Raw genomic sequence first — 15,208 nt, 5'->3', positions numbered from 1 at the left:
CGGCTCGCGCAAAGGGCCAGACGACATGACGATGTGGGTTTTCGGATACGGATCGCTGCTTTGGAACCCGGGCTTCCGCGTGGGCGAGCGGGTTCTCGCGCGGCTGCCCGGCTGGCACCGCAGCTTCTGCATGCGCTCCGTCCACCACCGCGGCACGGCGGAGGAACCCGGCCTCGTGCTGGCGCTCGACGCCGCCGAGGGCGCGGTCTGCAACGGCGTCGCTCTGTCGGCCGAGCCGGGCGCGGAGGAGGAGACGCTCGCCTATCTCCGCGAGCGCGAACTGATCTCCTCGGCCTACGTCGAGCGCATCCTGCCGGTGGATCTGGCGGACGGCCGCCGCGTGGAGGCGGTGACCTACGTCATCGACCCGGACCATGTGCAGTATTGCGGAAACATGCCGCTCGAAGACCAGGCGCGCATCATCGCGCGCGCGACCGGCGGGCGGGGGCCGAACGACGAGTATCTGCACAATACCTCGGCACATCTGGCCGAACTCGGGCTCTCCGACCCGGATCTCGAATGGCTCTCGGCACGGGTGCGCGCGCTCAAGTCATAGCGCCTTGGCTTGACCTGCCCCAGCATATAGGGTCCGGAAACAGACGATATTCGCGGGACACCGTTCCAAATGGCCAAGCCGGATCTCGAGACGGCGCCGCACTTCTCCCAGCCCGTCCGCCAGATCGTTTTCATGCTGATCGTGCTGGGCCTCACCGGCTTCGGCGCGGTTGTGGCCGCGCCGCGCGTGATGCCCGTCTTCCTGGCCAATCCGTGGCTCAACGGTTTCATCGGCGTGGTCTTCGTGATCGGCGTGCTCGCCTGCTTCATCCAGGTGTTCCAGCTCATCGCCTCGGTGCGCTGGATCGAGGCCTTCGCCGAGGGGCGGGCGGACAGCGAGCGGGCGCCGGCGCCGCGGCTGCTCGCGCCGCTTGCCACGCTGCTGCGCTCGCGCGGGCGGGGGCGGCAGATCTCGGCCACCTCGACGCGGTCGATCCTCGACAGCGTGGCGACCCGCCTGGACGAGGCGCGCGAGATCACGCGCTACATCATCAACATGCTGATCTTCCTCGGGCTTCTGGGCACCTTCTACGGTCTCGCCACCACCGTGCCTGCCGTGGTGGACACGATCCGCGGCCTCGCCCCACAGCCCGGAGAGGAAAGCATCGCGGTCTTCAACCGCCTGATGACCGGCCTCGAAAGCCAGCTTGGCGGCATGGGGGTGGCCTTCGCCTCGTCGCTTCTGGGCCTCGCGGGCTCGCTCGTCGTGGGGCTGCTGGAGCTTTTCGCGGGCCACGGGCAGAACCGCTTCTACCGCGAGCTCGAGGAATGGCTGAGCTCGATCACGCGGCTGGGGTTCTCCTCGGACAGCGAGGGCGCGGTGGACGAAGAGGCGGTCGTCGCCGTCATCGACCACATGGCCGAGCAGATGGAGCTCTTGCAGACCATGTTCGCCCAGTCCGACGAGAGCCGGGCGACGGTGGACGACAAGCTCGGCCAGCTCGCGGATTCGATCGAGCGCATGACCGAGCGGATCGAGGCCTCGACGCCCTCCACCACGGCGCTGTTGCGTGTGGCCGAAGGGCAGGAGCGGCTTGCCGACACCCTGCAGCAGCAGGAGCGCGCGGGCGAGGACGGCTTCGATGCCGAAAGCCGGATGCGCCTGCGCTCGATCGACGTGCAGTTGCTGCGCCTGCTCGAGGAGATGTCGGCCGGCCGTCAGGAGAGCATGGCCGAGCTGCGCACGGAGATCGCCGCGCTCACCCGCGCGGTGGGCCAGCTCGGCGCCCGGATCCAGCCCGCTGACCGGCTGCGCGCCCGCCCGCGTGCGGGCCAGGTGACGCCCCAGCGCGAGGCCAAGGGCGGGGAGGGCTAGGCCATGGCGCTCGCGCGGCGCAGCGGGCAGCGGTTCCAGGCCTCGATCTGGCCCGGATTCGTCGATGCCATGACGGGGCTGCTTCTCGTCCTGATCTTCGTGCTCACGATCTTCATGGTGGTGCAGTTCGTGCTCACCGAGGAGATCAGCGGGCAGGAGACCGAGCTCGACACGCTGTCGCAGGAGGTGGGGGCGCTTGCGCGCGCGCTGGGGCTTGCGCAGCAGCGCAACGCGCGGCTCGAGGACCGCGTGGGCGAACTCTCCGCCACGCTGGAAGCCGCCGAGGACGAAGCCGACCGTCAGGAGGCGCTGATCGCCTCGCTGCAGAGCCGCACGGCGGATCAGGAGGCGGCGCTCGAAAGCGCCCGCGCCCGCATCGCCAGCTTCGAGGAGCAGGTCGCGAGCCTGCTGGCCGAGCGCGAGCAGGACGCGCAGCGCATCGCGGGGCTTCAGGCGCAGACGGCGGAGCTTGCCTCGGAGCGCGACGCGCTCGAGACGGCGCTGGCCACGGCGCGCGAGGAGATCGACGCGCAGGAAGAGGCGGCGCGCCTCGCCGCCGCCCGCCGGGAGGCGCTCGAGGCGCTGGTCGCCGATCTGCGCAGCCAGAACGCCGAGACCGAAGACGCGCGCCTCGCCCTCGCGGGGCGCGTCGAAGAGCTCGAAGAGGCCCTGACCGCCGAGGAGGAGGCCCGCCTCGCCGAAGCGGCGGCCGCGCAGGCGCTGCGCGAAAGGCTCGAGGAGTCCGAGGCCGAACTCACCGCGATGACGCTCGCGCTCGAGGAAGAGCGCCGCCGTGCCGAGGAGACGCTGACCCTGCTCGCCGCCGCCGAGGCCGCGCAGGAGGATCTCAACGCCAGGCTCGCCGCGGCGCTGCTGGCGCAGGAGGGGCTCGAGGCAGACCTCGCCGCCGCGACCCGCGCCCGCGAGGCGGCCCGCACCGAGGCCGCTGCCGCCGCGCAGGAGACAGCCGCCCTGCGCGACGAGCTCGCCGCGACCCGGTCCGAGGCCGAGAGTCGCGCGAACCGCATCGCCTCGCTCGAGGAACGCTTGGCGGCCGCGCTGGCGGCGAGGGACGACGCGCGGCAGCGCGCCGAGGCGGCCGAGGCCGAGGCCCGGGAGCGCGCGACGCGGCTTTCCTCGATGGAGGCCGAGCTTGCCGCCGCGATCACTGCCCAGGCCCGCGCTCGTGCCCGCGCCGAGCAGGCCGAGGCCGCGGCCGCGCAGACCCGCGCGGCGGGAGAGGAACGGCTTACCGAACTCGAGGCTGCCCTTTCCGCGGCGTTGCTCGAGGCCGAGACCTCGCGCAGCGAGGCCGCGGACACGCAGGCTGCGCTCCAAGAGGCGCGGCAGGCGGCCGAGACCGCCGCCTCGGAGGCCGCCGATCTGCGCGCGCGGCTGGCCGACGCGCTCGAGCGCATCGCCGAGCGCGGCCGGGCGGAAGAGGCGCTGCGCGCCGATCTGGCCGCCGCCGAACGCCGTGCACAGGAGGCCGAGGCCGAGCTGGAGGCACGCCGTTCGGAGCTTGCGGCCTCCGGCGACGCCGAGCAGACCCTGCGCGCCGAACTGGCCGCCGCCCGGTCGCGGGCCGATGCCGCCGCCGCCGAACTCGCCGAGACGCGCGCCGAGCTGGATCAGGCGCGCGCGCAGCTCGCCGAGAGCCGCGAGACCGCGGCCGCGACCGAAACGGAGCTCACCGACCTCGAGCGACAGCTGACCGAGGCGCTGGCCGCGGTGGTCGCAGCCGAAAGCGCCGAAGAGCAGCTGGGCCGCCGGCTGGCCGCCGCGCTGGCCGAGCAGCGGCAGGTGGAGGCGGACGCTGCGAAAACCCGCGAGCGCCTCGCCGCCGCGCTGGCCGCGCAGCAGGAGGCGGAGGCCGAGGCCGGGGATCTGCGCGCGCAGCTCGAGCGCGCCGCCGCTGCGCGCCTCGAGGCCGAGGACGCCGCGGCCGATCGCGCGCGCCTGCTCGCCGTGGCCGAACGCGAGCTCGAGCAGGAGCGCGCGGCCGCCGACGCGGCACAGAAGCAGACCGCCCTGCTCAACCGGCAGGTGCGCGAACTCAATCGTCAGCTCACGCGGCTTCAGTCGCTGCTCGACGCGTCACGCGCCGAGGACGAGGCGCAGCAGGTGCGGATCGAGACGCTGGGCCAGGAGCTCAACGCCGCGCTGGCCCGCGCCGCGGCCGAGGAGCGCCGCCGCCGCCAGCTCGAGGAAGAGCGCGCGGCCCGTCTCGAGGCCGAGAAGGAGGACCTGGAGCGTTACCGATCGGAGTTCTTCGGCCGGCTGCGCGAAATCCTGGGCGCGCGCGAGGGCGTGCAGATCGAGGGCGACCGCTTCGTCTTCCCCTCCGAGGTGCTCTTCGCGCCGGGCGAGGCCGAGCTCTCGCCCGAGGGGCGCGCGGAGATCGGCGAGGTGGCCGAGATCCTGACCGGCGTGATGGCGGACATACCGCCCGAGATCGACTGGGTGCTGCGGGTGGACGGCCACACCGACGACGTGCCTGTCGTCGAGGGGGCGGCGTTCGAAGACAACTGGGAGCTCAGCCAGGCGCGGGCGCTTTCGGTCGTGCGCTATCTGATCGACGCCTACGACATGCCGCCCGAGCGGCTCTCGGCGAACGGCTTCGGCCAGTATCAGCCCATCGACCCGGGCGACACGGCGGAGGCGCGCGCCCGCAACCGGCGCATCGAGCTCAAGCTCACCGAGCGCTGAAGCCACGTGGGGGGCGCTGCCCCCGTCGCGCGCCGCGGCGCGCGACTCCCCTGGGGTATTTCGGGCAGGAGGAAGGACCTGGGGCGCAGCTCAGAGGATGCGGATCGCCTCGCGGTCGATGGCTAGGATGTAGCCGCGCCGCGCGATGTTGCGCACCAGGAGTTCGGCGACGAGCTGGTTGCCGAGCCCGTCGCGGAGGCGCTTGATGCGGGTGGCGCCGGCCGCCTCGTCGCAGTCGGGCAGGGGGCGGCCGGTGACGAGCGCCTCGAGTTCGGCGCCGCTCAGCATCTCGTCGTCAAGCCGCGCCTCGGCGAGCGCGGTCAGGGTCTCCATCGCGCTGTCGGTGAGCTTGAGCGCGATGTTGTTGAGATAGGCGGTGTTTTCCTCGCGGCTGAGGATCAGGGAATTGACCTGGATCCCGGCGCGCTCGATCTGCGCCATGCGGCGGTTGAGCGCGAGCAGCAGGATCAGGAAGACCACCGCGGCGAGCAGCATCGCCGCCGAAAAGACCAGGAGCACCAGGATCACCACGCGATAGCCGGCCAGCGTCTCGGAGAAGGCCGTGCCGCTCTGGGCGAGGATCTCGAGAAGCTTCACCTCGGCCTGTCCGGTGAGATCGTCGTTCTCGACGAAGATCCGCTCGACCCGGGCGTTGAAGGCGTCGCCGTCGGGCAGCGTGGCCACCAGCAGGACGGCCGCACCGGCGAGCAGCAGCGCGATCGCAGCGAGCCCGGCCCAGACGAGCCGCGCGCCCGCGCGCCGGCTTTCAGTAGCGAAGGAAGAAGGCGCCGGCATTCTCGCGTCGCTCCCCGAGACCGTCCTCGCCGAAGACGGACATGACGTCGAGCAGCCGCCAGCCGTCGGCGGCGAGACGCGGGGCGAGTTCCGCCGCCGCCTGTTCGCGCGTGCACCGTCCCTCGATGCGGGCCACGCCATAGTGCAGCGCGAAGGGATCGTCCTGCCGGGCCTTGTAGTCGGCGTAGCAGGCGGCCTGCGCGGTGCCCGCGGCGAGGGCGACGGCGAGCGTGGCAAGAAGAGTGCGGCGCGACTTCATGGCGCAGAGCCTGCGCCGAAGCGGGCTGACTTTCAATAACCCCGGGCCGACGGTCCCTTGTCATCGGATGGCAGGGGGCCGTCATTGCCTGTCATGCCGCGCTTTCCGCAGCCTCGGGCAGTGGCGCCCGGCCCGTTCCCGCCGGGCGAAACGCGCAAAGGGAAAGGAGACGACCCATGATCAGGAATGCACTCGGGGCAGCGGCAGGGCTCGCCATGGCGCTCGCGGCGCTCGGCCCGACGCCCGTGCGCGCGGCGAGCGACGAGGACATCGCGCGTCTGCTCGCCGGGCTCGCCGCCCTCGCCATCGTCGGCAAGGCCCTGTCGGAGGCGCGGGAGGATGATCGCGCCGATGGCGCCCGGCACCTGCCCTACGCCTATCATCCGCGCCGTGGTGGCGACGGTGTGCCCCGCCTGGGCCGCCACCGGACCGTGCCGGTCGAATGCATGCGGGTCACGCGCACGCGCGACGGGGTGCAGCGCGTCTTTCTGCGCCCCTGCGTGGACAGCCGGGTCCACAAGCCGGCGGCGATGCCGCGGCAATGCCTGATCCGGGTGCGCACGCAAAGCGGGCCGCGGCAGGCTTACGCAGGGCATTGCCTGCGGCGGAACGGCTTTCGCCTGGCGCGGGACTGACCTGACGTCGGGGCGCTCGGTGCCGCCATCGGCCGTCCGTGCCGTTTCGCCCATTGCGTCGGCCGGTGGTCGCGGGTTTGATGCGCGGCGATGGACTCGCCGGATTGCAGTTTCGAACGCGCGGCCGTCGCGCGCGGCGCGCGCTTCGTGGCCGGGGTGGACGAGGCCGGGCGCGGCCCGCTCGCCGGTCCGGTGACGGCGGCGGCGGTGGTGCTCGATCTCGACTGCGTGCCGGACGGCATCCACGACTCCAAGCTGCTCCCGGCCGAGCGCCGGGCGGCACTCGCGGCAGAGCTGGCTGCCTGTGCGACGGTGGCCGTCGCCCATGCCAGCGTCGAGGAGATCGACGCGCTCAACATCCTGGCCGCGACGGAGCTCGCGATGTGCCGCGCCGTGGCGGCGCTGCCCGTTCCGCCCTGCCACCTGCTGATCGACGGCAATCGCGTGCCGCAGGCGCTGCCCTGTGCGGCGGAGGCCGTGGTGGGCGGCGACGGGCGCGTGCTGTCGATCGCCGCGGCCTCGATCGCCGCCAAGGTGGCCCGCGATGCGATCATGGTTGAACTCGCGCAACAGTATCCCGGCTACGGATGGGAGACCAACAAGGGGTATGGTTCAAAAAGCCACATCGCCGCTCTGCAAGATCTGGGCGTGACCCCTCACCATAGGAGGTCCTTTGCGCCGGTGCACAATATCTTGTATCAAGGGAAAAGCGTAAGCCTCTGATTTGAAAAAGAAATTGACCTGATTCGCCGGCTCGCGCATCTTTGGCGGCGCGAACGAAGAGCGCGGAAAACCGCGCCGGGACAGAGGCAGACGAGACGATGAGAGACACGGCGCGCGGGGCGACGGCCCCGCGGAACGCAATCCTGCGCGGCGACTGCATCGAGGTGATGGCCGGCCTGCCCGATGCCAGCATCGACCTGATCTTCGCCGACCCGCCCTACAACCTCCAGTTGCGCGGTGACCTGCACCGGCCGGACAACAGCCGGGTCGACGCCGTGGACGACGCCTGGGACCGTTTCGACAGCTTCGCCGCCTACGACGCCTTCACGCGGGCCTGGCTCGCAGAGGCGCGGCGGGTGCTCAAGCCCGACGGCGCGATCTGGGTGATCGGTTCCTATCACAACATCTTCCGTGTGGGTGCGGCGCTGCAGGATACCGGCTTCTGGATCCTCAACGACGTGGTCTGGCGCAAGTCGAACCCGATGCCGAACTTCCGCGGCAAGCGCTTCACCAACGCGCATGAGACGATGATCTGGGCGAGCCGCGCGGAGGGCGCGCGCTACACCTTCAACTACGAGGCGCTCAAGGCGCTCAACGAGGGCATCCAGATGCGCTCGGACTGGGTGATCCCGCTCTGCACGGGGCATGAGCGGCTGAAGGACGCGGCGGGCGAGAAGGCGCACCCGACGCAGAAGCCCGAGGCGCTGCTGCATCGCGTCCTCGTGGGCTGCACCGATCCGGGCGACCTGGTGCTCGACCCGTTCTTCGGCACCGGCACGACCGGGGCGGTCGCGCGGATGCTGGGGCGCGACTATCTGGGCATCGAGCGGGACGACGGATACATCCGATTGGCCGAGAAGCGGCTCGCGGGCGTGCGGCCCTACGACCGCTCGGCGCTCGAGGTGAGCACGTCGAAGCGTGCGGCACCGCGCGTGCCCTTCGGCCAGCTCGTCGAGCGCGGCATGCTGCGGCCCGGCGAGGTGCTGACCTCGGTAAGCGGCAAGGCCGCGAAGGTACGGGCCGACGGCACGCTTGTGGCCGACGGGGTGAACGGCTCCATCCACCAGGTGGGCGCGGCGCTCGAGGGGGCGCCGTCGTGCAACGGCTGGACCTATTGGTGCTTCCGCCGCGACGGCAAGACGGTGCCGATCGACGTGTTGCGCCAGCAGTTGCGCGCCGAGATGGACGAGCGACCGAACTGAGTCACGGGAGCGGTCCCGCAAGACACCGCTCCTGCGCCCGCCGCCTGAGGGCACCACCTGGCCCCGGCCGTGTGCCGGGGCCTTTTCCTTTGCGCGCGCGCGCTATCTGTCGCCGAGGGCAAAGGAGGGCGCGATGGAGCGCATTCTGGTGATCGGGGCGAGCCGCGGGATCGGACTGCAGGTCGTGCGGCAGGGGCTGGACCGCGGCCTGCGCATCCGCGCGATGGCGCGCAGCGCCGAGCAGATGGCGGACGAGGGCGAGCGGCTCGACCGCTTTGCCGGCGACGCTACCGATCCGGCCGACCTCGCCCGCGCGCTCGACGGGCAGGAGGCGGTGATCCTGGCGCTGGGCGTGCCGCCGGGGCTGGGCTTCGTCTATCGCCCCGTCACGCTGTTTTCCCGCGCGACCGAGGCGCTCGTTCCGCTCATGGAGGCGCAGGGGCCGCGGCGCCTGCTGGCCGTGACGGGCTTCGGCGCGGGTGACAGCGAGGCCGCGATCTCGACGCTGGAGCGGCTGCCGTTCCGCGCGATCATGGGACGTGCCTATGACGACAAGACGCGGCAGGAGGCGGCGATACGGGCGAGCGCGCTGGATTGGACCATCGCCCGCCCCGGCATCCTGACCAACGGGCCGCGCACCAGCCGCTACAAGGTGCTGGTGGAGCCCTCCGAATGGCGCAACGGCATGATCTCGCGCGCCGACGTGGCCGAATTCCTGCTGGATGCGGCGCAGACGGGCGGCTACCTGCGCGAGGCGCCGGTGCTGGTGCGGTGAGCCATCAGTTCAGCAGCACCCGCGTGTCCCGGCCGCCGCTGACCTCGATCCGCCGCGCGAGAAAGCCGCCCTCGGGGATGAAGCTGTCGCCGACGGTCCAGACCACCCGGGTCATCACGTAGTAGGGGCCGTCCGCCACGCCGGCGAAGGCGAAGTCGCCCTCGGCGTCGCACTGCGCGCGCCGTTGCAACTCGCGGAAGCGGGCAGGCGTCTCGCCCGGGTCCACCAGCGAAAGGGCGCTCATGCGCCCGCCCTGCGGACTGCCGAACATCTTGGTGAAAAGCTCCGTCGCGTAGGTGCCGGCCGGGATCAGCGATACCTCCTCCCCCGCGCAGGTCACCACGCCGCCGCCCATCTGGCGCAGAAAGGCCTGACCCTCGACGGTGGCCGCCCCGCGGGTCGAGACATAGGCGACCTCCTCCGGCGAGAAGGGGGCTTCGATCGTGACGGGCGTCGCGCAGGCGGCGACGAGCGCGAGCGCGGCGGCTGAGAGGGCGAGGCGCATGACGGTCTCCTTTCCGGTCGGAAGGGAGAGGTCGCATCGTCAGGTTAACAGGGCGTTACCGCGCACCGCGGCGCGGATCACCGCGGCATCGGGTTGAGGGCCTTGTTGTAGGGCCGCCAGTCCTCGATCTCGGGATAGTAGGCGCGGCGCCAGGCCTTCACCCGCGGATTCATGATCCGCTTCCACAGCGGCGGGATCATCGCGGCGATGGTCATCACCGGATAGCCGTAGGGCAACTGCGGCGCCTCGTCCTCGTCATAGGTCTGCAGCAGGGGAAAACGGCGGTCGGGTTTGTAGTGGTGGTCCGAATGGCGCTGCAGGTTGATGAGCAGCCAGTTCGAGGCCCTGTGTGCTGCGTTCCAGCTGTGCCGCGGCTTGACTCGCTCGTATTTGCCCTCGCCCAGGTGCTTCCGCGTCAGCCCGTAATGCTCGACATAGTTGACGAGTTCGAGTTGCCAGACCGCGATGAAGGCCTGCCAGACGAAGAGCGCGAGGCCGGCCCAGCCGGCGAGCGCGACCGCGAGCGCCAGCATCGCGCCCTGCAATGTCCAGTAGCGCCAGAACGGGTTCTCTGCCGCCCGCCACGGCTTGCCCTTGCGCGCGAGCATCTGCTTCTCCGCCCGGAAGGCCGAGACGAGGCTCTGCCGCAGCACGCGGGGGAAGAAGCGGTGGAATCCCTCGTTGTAGCGCGCCGTGACCGGGTCGCGGGGGGTGCCCACGTAGCGGTGATGCACCAGCAGATGTTCGGAGCGGAAGTGCGCGTAGAGCACCATGGCCAGCAGGATGTCAGCCAGCCACCGCTCCCACTTGTTCCGCTGGTGCATCAGCTCGTGCGAGTAGTTGATGCCGATCGTGCCCGTAATCACGCCGACGCCGAAGAAGAGCACCACGGTCTCGAGCGCGCCGAGATGATCGGCGCGCGGGACATACCAGATCAGTCCGAAGAGCGTCGCGAACTGCAGCGCGGGCCAGATCCGGGTGACGGCGGTGTACCAGAAAAGATGGCTCTCGGGCGTCTCGGGGTCGGCGTTGCCGGTGTCGAGCCCCAGGGCCATGTCGATGGCGGCGAAGAGATACCAGGTCACGAGCGGCAACAACAGAACGGTCCAGCCGCCCCAGACCGCGCCGACCCACGCCAGGGGGATCAGCCCCAGCGACATCCAGAAGGGCGCCGCGCGCCACCAGCGCGCCACCTCGCGTGCGGGAATGATGTAGAGCTCCTGCATCGCCCGGCCTCTCGTTTTGCGCGGAGAATACACCGGGCGCCGGCGCGATGCCATGCGACGCGTCAGCGCTCGCGGACGAGGTCGAAGGCCTTGCGCATTACCGTGGGCAGGTCCGAAGGGCGGAACTCGGCCGGTTCCACGAAGACGCCGCGCGCGGGCGTTCGGTCCATCGGAACCAGCGCCGTGACCAGCGCCAGACGCAGGTGGAAATGGGTGAAGGTGTGGCGCACCTCGGCCTCGACGGGATGCCATTCGGCGCGGATGGGCGGCGCGGGCTCCGGCGCACCCTCGACCCAGTCGGAGCCGGGCCAGCCCAGCATCCCGCCCAGCAGCCCGCTTCCGGGCCGACGCTCGAGCAGCCACGCGCCATCCACCCGCCGTGCGAGATAGGCGATCCCGTGGCGCACCGGCTTGGGCTTCTTCGGCGTCTTGGCGGGTAGCTCCGGCGCGGTGCCCGCAAGCCGGCCCCGGCAGCCCTCGCGCCATGGGCACAGGCCGCAGGCGGGCCGCTTCGGCGTGCAGATCGTGGCGCCCAGGTCCATCACGGCCTGCGCGTAGCATCCGGGCCGCGCGCGCGGCGTCATCTCGGCGGCGCGCGCGGTCAGCTCGGGCTTCGCCGCGGGAAGCGGGGTGCGAATGTCGTGGAGCCGCGCCATCACCCGCTCCACGTTGCCGTCCACCACCGTCTCGGGGCGGTCGAAGGCGATGGCCGCGATCGCGGCGGCGGTGTAGGGGCCGATGCCGGGCAGGCGGCGCAACTCTTCGGCGGTCTCGGGGAAGCGCCCGCCATGCTCCTCGGCGATCACGCGCGCGCATTTCAGAAGGTTTCGGGCGCGGGCGTAGTAGCCCAGCCCGGCCCACTCGCCCATCACGCGGCCGTCCTCGGCCGCGGCGAGCGCTTCCACCGTGGGCCAGAGCGTGGTGAAGCGGTGGAAATAGCCGCGCACCGCGGCGGCGGTCGTCTGTTGCAGCATCACTTCGCTCAGCCAGACGTGATAGGGGTCAGGACGCGCGCCGCGCGCCCGCGCCGCAGGCCCCACCCGCCAGGGCAGCTCGCGCCCGTGCCGGTCATACCAGGCCAGCAGCTCCGCCGCCGGTTCACGCAGGGTTGACATGCGCCGCGCGCTCCTTTCTGCGATACGGGCTGGTGCCCGCGATGCCGTCCACTAGAATAGACCCGACCCGGAGGAGGCCAAGCTTGACCCAGAAGCCCGCGAGAGGGCGCGGCTTCGCCCGCGCCGCGAGCATCCTGCAGCCCCAGATCCGCAAGGCTGCGGAGGGCCGCGGCTTCGCGGTCACGCGGGTGCTCACCCATTGGGACGAGATCGCAGGCGCCGAGATCGCGCGCCTCGCGCGCCCCGTCAAGGTCAGCCATTCCGGCCCGGGCTTCGGCGCGACCCTGACGCTTCTGACCACGGGCGCGAACGCGCCGCTCGTCGAAATGCAGAAGGAGCGGCTGCGCGACCGGATCAACGCCGCATACGGCTACAATGCCGTGGCCCGGTTGAAGATCACGCAGACCTCGGCCACCGGCTTCGCCGAGGCCCAGGCGGCCTTCGCGCCGCCCGAGGCGGCGCCGGAGCCCCGGCCCGACCCGGCGCGCTGCGCGCGTGCTGCCGAACTCGCCGCGCCCGTGCAGGACGATCACCTGCGCGCCGCGCTCGAGGATCTGGGCCGCGCCGTGCTGTCGCGCGCCTCCGGCCCCTCCACCCGCTGAACAGAGAGGACAAGAATGACCCGCAAGCTCCTGACCGCCGCGCTCGCCGCCGCCCTGCTCGCCGGAACGGGATGGGCGCCGCTGGCGCCCGCGCCCGTCGCCGCGCAGGCGGCCGAAGCGGCCGAGGTCACCGAGATGACGATGGGCGACCCGGAGGCGCCGGTCGAGGTGATCGAATACGCTTCCTACACCTGTCCGCATTGCGCGACCTTCCACGAGAACGTCCTGCCCCGCCTCAAGGAGGACTACGTCGATACCGGCAAGGTGCATTTCATCTACCGCGAGGTCTATTTCGACAAATACGGGATGTGGGCCTCGATGCTCGCCCGCTGCGGCGGCGAAGAGCGCTTCTTCGGCATCACGGAACTGATCTATGACGCTCAGAGCTCCTGGTCGCGCGCGGGCAGCGACGTGGCCGTCGCCGACGAGCTGCGCCGGATCGGCCGGCTCGCGGGGCTGGGCGAGGAGCAGGTCGAGGCCTGCCTGTCGGACGCCGACAAGCTGCGCGCGCTCGTCGCGTGGTATCAGGAGAACGCCACCGAGCACGGTATTCAGGCTACGCCGAGCTTCGTGATCGACGGCGAGACCTATTCGAACATGAGCTACGCCGACTTCTCGGAGATTCTCGACGAGAAGCTGGGCGAGGAATGAGCGCGCCCCTCGCGGGCGTCCGGGTCGTCGAACTCGCGCGGATCCTGGCCGGTCCCTGGGCCGGGCAGGTGCTGGCGGATCTGGGCGCCGAGGTCGTCAAGGTCGAAAGCCCCGAGGGCGACGACACCCGCCGCTGGGGGCCGCCCTTCATCGAGCGCGAGGGCGCGCGCGAGGCCGCCTATTTCCACGCCACGAACCGGGGAAAGGCGAGCGTCGTCGCCGATTTCCGCACCGAGGCGGGCCGCGAGACCGTGCGCGGGCTGATCGCGGAGGCCGACGTGGTCATCGAGAACTTCAAGGTCGGCGGGCTCGCGAAATACGGGCTGGACTACGCGAGCCTCGCGCCCGAGCACCCGCGGCTGATCTGGTGCGCCATCACCGGCTTCGGGCAGGACGGTCCCTACGCCCACCGGGCGGGCTACGACTACATCATTCAGGGCATGTCGGGGCTGATGTCGATCACCGGCGCGCCGGACGGCCCGCCGCTGCGCGCGGGCGTGGCGGTGACCGATCTCTTCACCGGGGTCTATTCCGCCGTCGCCATCCTCGCCGCGCTGCATCAGCGCCAGACGACGGGGCGCGGGCAGATGATCGACATGGCGCTTCTCGACACCGCCGTGTCGGTCACCGCGAACCAGGCGATGAACTACCTTGCCACCGGCACGCCGCCCGGACGCACCGGCAACGTGCATCCGAATCTCTCGCCCTACGAGGTCTTTCCCTGCGCCGACGGGCACATCATCATCGCCACCGGCAACGACGCGCAGTATCGCCGGCTCTGCGGGCTGCTGCGGCTCGAGGCGCTCGCCGAGGCGCCCGACTACGCGACCAACGCGGACCGCGTGACGCGGCGCGCATCGCTCTTCGAGGCGCTCTCGGCGGCCACCAGGAGCTGGGCCAAGGCCGATCTTCTGGCGGCCTGCGAGGCCGAGGGCGTGCCGGCCGGGCCGATCAACGACATGGCCGAGGTCTTCGCCGATCCGCAGGTGCAGGCGCGCGGGATGCAGGTCACGCTGGACGGGGTGCCGGGCGTGCGCTCGCCCTTCCGCTTCTCCGACGCCGAACTCAGGCTGGAGCGGCCCTCGCCACGGCTGGGCGAGGACGGCTGAAGGCGCAGCGCCCTGCCGTCAGCGTTCGGCGCCCGAGGGCAGGAGCCGGTCGAGTTCCGCGTCCAGCGGCCCCCAGTCGTCCAGGGTCAGCCGCACCGGCAGGGTGAGCACCTCCATCCGGAACTCCGCCGGCAGGCGGACGGCGTCCTTCTCGGTCGTCACCAGACGGGCGCCCTGGGCCCGTGCCTCGCGCGACAGCCGCGCCATGAGCGCCGCGGTGAGCGGCTGGTGATCCTCCAGCGCGTGCGTCGCGACGAGCGTGGCGCCCATGTCGCGCAGCGTGGCGAAGAACTTGGCCGGGTGGCCGATACCGGCGAAGGCGATCGCCCGCAGTCCCGGCCATTCCATGCCCGTGGGCAGCGGCGCCAGCCGGCCTGTCAGATGCGGAACGGTGATTCCCGGCCCCCATAGCCGGGCGAACTCGGACTGCGCCGCCTCGGGTCCGATGGACAGCAGAAGATCCGCGCGGGCGAGGCCGGCGGCCACAGGCTCGCGCAGGGGGCCTGCGGGCAGGCAGCGCCCGTTGCCGAAGCCCTGCGCGGCATCCACGACGACGAGCGACAGATCCTTCGCCAGCGCGGGGTTCTGGAAGCCGTCGTCGAGCAGGATCGCCTGCGCCCCGGCCTCGGCGGCCGCGCGCGCGCCCGCGGCGCGATCGCGCGCGACCCAGACAGGGCCGAAGGCCGCCGCGAGCAACGGCTCGTCGCCCGTGTCGGCGGCGCCGTGCCGTCGCGGGTCCACCCGAACCGGCCCCTCGAGGCGCCCCCCGTAGCCGCGCGAGACGACGTGCGCCTCGATGCCGCGGTCCGACAGCCGCTGCATGAGCGCCATGACCGTGGGGGTCTTGCCGGTGCCGCCGGCGTTGATGTTGCCGATGCAGATCACCGGCACGGGCAGGCGCGCCTCAGGCGGCCGCGCCACCCGGCGGGCCGTGGCCTGCGCGGCGAGCCAGCCCAGCGGCGCCAGCGCCCGGGCCCGCCAGTCGGGCCGCGCCGGATCGGTGAACCAGAACTCCGGCGCGCGCATCAGAAG

At 71.7% G+C, this 15,208-nt stretch carries 16 protein-coding genes; 10 read left to right on the top strand and 6 right to left on the bottom strand.

Going from position 1 to position 15,208, the window contains the following annotated elements:
* Window positions 1–25 precede the first annotated feature (25 nt).
* The 3 genes from DRV85_RS05900 to DRV85_RS05890 all read left to right on the top strand — a co-directional run bounded on the left by DRV85_RS05900 (window position 26) and on the right by DRV85_RS05890 (window position 4,579).
* Window positions 26–556 (top strand): gamma-glutamylcyclotransferase, encoded by a 531-nt coding sequence (locus tag DRV85_RS05900; RefSeq protein ID WP_113288521.1) that lies wholly within the window; start codon window positions 26–28, stop codon window positions 554–556.
* Between the two features lie 69 nt (window positions 557–625).
* Window positions 626–1,870, top strand: a complete 1,245-nt coding sequence (locus DRV85_RS05895; protein ID WP_113288520.1) for a biopolymer transporter ExbB — start codon at window positions 626–628, stop codon at window positions 1,868–1,870.
* A gap of 3 nt (window positions 1,871–1,873) precedes the next feature.
* Entirely contained in the window at window positions 1,874–4,579 is a 2,706-nt protein-coding gene (locus DRV85_RS05890) for a peptidoglycan -binding protein (protein ID WP_113288519.1), read from the top strand.
* Window positions 4,580–4,669: 90 nt separating this feature from the next.
* Here the strand turns inward: DRV85_RS05890 and DRV85_RS05885 are convergent, their stop codons facing one another.
* Together DRV85_RS05885 and DRV85_RS05880 are read right to left on the bottom strand one after the other, a co-directional pair.
* The gene (locus DRV85_RS05885) at window positions 4,670–5,374 is read right to left on the bottom strand and encodes a winged helix-turn-helix domain-containing protein (protein ID WP_113288518.1); all 705 of its coding nucleotides are present in this window, start codon (window positions 5,372–5,374) and stop codon (window positions 4,670–4,672) included.
* Window positions 5,346–5,633: a hypothetical protein gene (locus tag DRV85_RS05880; protein WP_113288517.1), complete on the bottom strand. Its 288-nt coding sequence runs from the start codon at window positions 5,631–5,633 to the stop codon at window positions 5,346–5,348. The genes DRV85_RS05885 and DRV85_RS05880 overlap by 29 nt, the downstream gene beginning before the upstream one ends.
* A gap of 176 nt (window positions 5,634–5,809) precedes the next feature.
* Here DRV85_RS05880 and DRV85_RS05875 point away from each other — a divergent pair, with 176 nt between their 5' ends.
* From DRV85_RS05875 to DRV85_RS05860, 4 genes are all read left to right on the top strand, one after another.
* Window positions 5,810–6,268: a hypothetical protein gene (locus DRV85_RS05875; RefSeq protein ID WP_113288516.1), complete on the top strand. Its 459-nt coding sequence runs from the start codon at window positions 5,810–5,812 to the stop codon at window positions 6,266–6,268.
* 90 nt (window positions 6,269–6,358) lie between these two features.
* On the top strand, window positions 6,359–6,991 hold the full coding sequence (locus tag DRV85_RS05870; protein WP_113288515.1) for a ribonuclease HII: 633 nt from the start codon (window positions 6,359–6,361) through the stop codon (window positions 6,989–6,991).
* 98 nt (window positions 6,992–7,089) lie between these two features.
* Complete coding sequence (locus DRV85_RS05865) at window positions 7,090–8,193, top strand: site-specific DNA-methyltransferase (RefSeq protein WP_113288660.1); 1,104 nt, start codon at window positions 7,090–7,092, stop codon at window positions 8,191–8,193.
* Between the two features lie 133 nt (window positions 8,194–8,326).
* Entirely contained in the window at window positions 8,327–8,968 is a 642-nt protein-coding gene (locus tag DRV85_RS05860; RefSeq protein ID WP_113288514.1) for an NAD(P)-dependent oxidoreductase, read from the top strand.
* Between the two features lie 4 nt (window positions 8,969–8,972).
* Here DRV85_RS05860 and DRV85_RS05855 read toward each other — a convergent pair whose 3' ends face one another.
* From DRV85_RS05855 to DRV85_RS05845, 3 genes are all read right to left on the bottom strand, one after another.
* Window positions 8,973–9,473 carry a hypothetical protein gene (locus DRV85_RS05855; RefSeq protein WP_113288513.1) on the bottom strand — a complete coding sequence of 167 codons (501 nt, stop codon included), beginning with the start codon at window positions 9,471–9,473 and terminating at the stop codon, window positions 8,973–8,975.
* 77 nt (window positions 9,474–9,550) lie between these two features.
* Window positions 9,551–10,699, bottom strand: coding sequence for an alkane 1-monooxygenase (locus DRV85_RS05850; protein ID WP_233495412.1), 1,149 nt, complete (start codon window positions 10,697–10,699; stop codon window positions 9,551–9,553).
* 62 nt (window positions 10,700–10,761) lie between these two features.
* Entirely contained in the window at window positions 10,762–11,814 is a 1,053-nt protein-coding gene (locus DRV85_RS05845) for an A/G-specific adenine glycosylase (RefSeq protein WP_233495411.1), read from the bottom strand.
* Window positions 11,815–11,897: 83 nt separating this feature from the next.
* Here DRV85_RS05845 and DRV85_RS05840 point away from each other — a divergent pair, with 83 nt between their 5' ends.
* From DRV85_RS05840 to DRV85_RS05830, 3 genes are read left to right on the top strand one after another with little or no spacing between them, the layout of a single operon-like run.
* Window positions 11,898–12,416, top strand: coding sequence for a DUF721 domain-containing protein (locus tag DRV85_RS05840; RefSeq protein ID WP_233495410.1), 519 nt, complete (start codon window positions 11,898–11,900; stop codon window positions 12,414–12,416).
* Window positions 12,417–12,431: 15 nt separating this feature from the next.
* Window positions 12,432–13,067, top strand: a complete 636-nt coding sequence (locus tag DRV85_RS05835; RefSeq protein WP_113288511.1) for a DsbA family protein — start codon at window positions 12,432–12,434, stop codon at window positions 13,065–13,067.
* Entirely contained in the window at window positions 13,064–14,176 is a 1,113-nt protein-coding gene (locus DRV85_RS05830; protein WP_113288510.1) for a CaiB/BaiF CoA transferase family protein, read from the top strand. Before DRV85_RS05835 ends, DRV85_RS05830 begins: the two co-directional genes overlap by 4 nt.
* Window positions 14,177–14,194: 18 nt before the next feature.
* On the opposite strand, the gene lpxK is transcribed toward DRV85_RS05830, so the two are convergent.
* Window positions 14,195–15,202, bottom strand: coding sequence for a tetraacyldisaccharide 4'-kinase (lpxK, locus tag DRV85_RS05825; protein WP_113288509.1), 1,008 nt, complete (start codon window positions 15,200–15,202; stop codon window positions 14,195–14,197).
* Between the last annotated feature and the right edge of the window lie 6 nt (window positions 15,203–15,208).

The organism is Rhodosalinus halophilus, from assembly GCF_003298775.1.
Classification (GTDB): Bacteria; Pseudomonadota; Alphaproteobacteria; order Rhodobacterales; family Rhodobacteraceae; genus Rhodosalinus; species Rhodosalinus halophilus.
Note: the sequence above shows the minus strand (reverse complement) of the source record. Positions and strands in the feature narration are given on the sequence as shown.

Bases quoted from the DNA above. Each gene is read 5' to 3' on its own strand.
- DRV85_RS05900 (WP_113288521.1), top strand. From the start codon at position 26: ATGACGATGTGGGTTTTCGGATACGGATCGCTGCTTTGGAACCCGGGC.
- DRV85_RS05895 (WP_113288520.1), top strand. From the start codon at position 626: ATGGCCAAGCCGGATCTCGAGACGGCGCCGCACTTCTCCCAGCCCGTC.
- DRV85_RS05890 (WP_113288519.1), top strand. From the start codon at position 1,874: ATGGCGCTCGCGCGGCGCAGCGGGCAGCGGTTCCAGGCCTCGATCTGG.
- DRV85_RS05885 (WP_113288518.1), bottom strand. From the start codon at position 5,374: ATGCCGGCGCCTTCTTCCTTCGCTACTGAAAGCCGGCGCGCGGGCGCG.
- DRV85_RS05880 (WP_113288517.1), bottom strand. From the start codon at position 5,633: ATGAAGTCGCGCCGCACTCTTCTTGCCACGCTCGCCGTCGCCCTCGCC.
- DRV85_RS05875 (WP_113288516.1), top strand. From the start codon at position 5,810: ATGATCAGGAATGCACTCGGGGCAGCGGCAGGGCTCGCCATGGCGCTC.
- DRV85_RS05870 (WP_113288515.1), top strand. From the start codon at position 6,359: ATGGACTCGCCGGATTGCAGTTTCGAACGCGCGGCCGTCGCGCGCGGC.
- DRV85_RS05865 (WP_113288660.1), top strand. From the start codon at position 7,090: ATGAGAGACACGGCGCGCGGGGCGACGGCCCCGCGGAACGCAATCCTG.
- DRV85_RS05860 (WP_113288514.1), top strand. From the start codon at position 8,327: ATGGAGCGCATTCTGGTGATCGGGGCGAGCCGCGGGATCGGACTGCAG.
- DRV85_RS05855 (WP_113288513.1), bottom strand. From the start codon at position 9,473: ATGCGCCTCGCCCTCTCAGCCGCCGCGCTCGCGCTCGTCGCCGCCTGC.
- DRV85_RS05850 (WP_233495412.1), bottom strand. From the start codon at position 10,699: ATGCAGGAGCTCTACATCATTCCCGCACGCGAGGTGGCGCGCTGGTGG.
- DRV85_RS05845 (WP_233495411.1), bottom strand. From the start codon at position 11,814: ATGTCAACCCTGCGTGAACCGGCGGCGGAGCTGCTGGCCTGGTATGAC.
- DRV85_RS05835 (WP_113288511.1), top strand. From the start codon at position 12,432: ATGACCCGCAAGCTCCTGACCGCCGCGCTCGCCGCCGCCCTGCTCGCC.
- DRV85_RS05830 (WP_113288510.1), top strand. From the start codon at position 13,064: ATGAGCGCGCCCCTCGCGGGCGTCCGGGTCGTCGAACTCGCGCGGATC.
- lpxK (WP_113288509.1), bottom strand. From the start codon at position 15,202: ATGCGCGCGCCGGAGTTCTGGTTCACCGATCCGGCGCGGCCCGACTGG.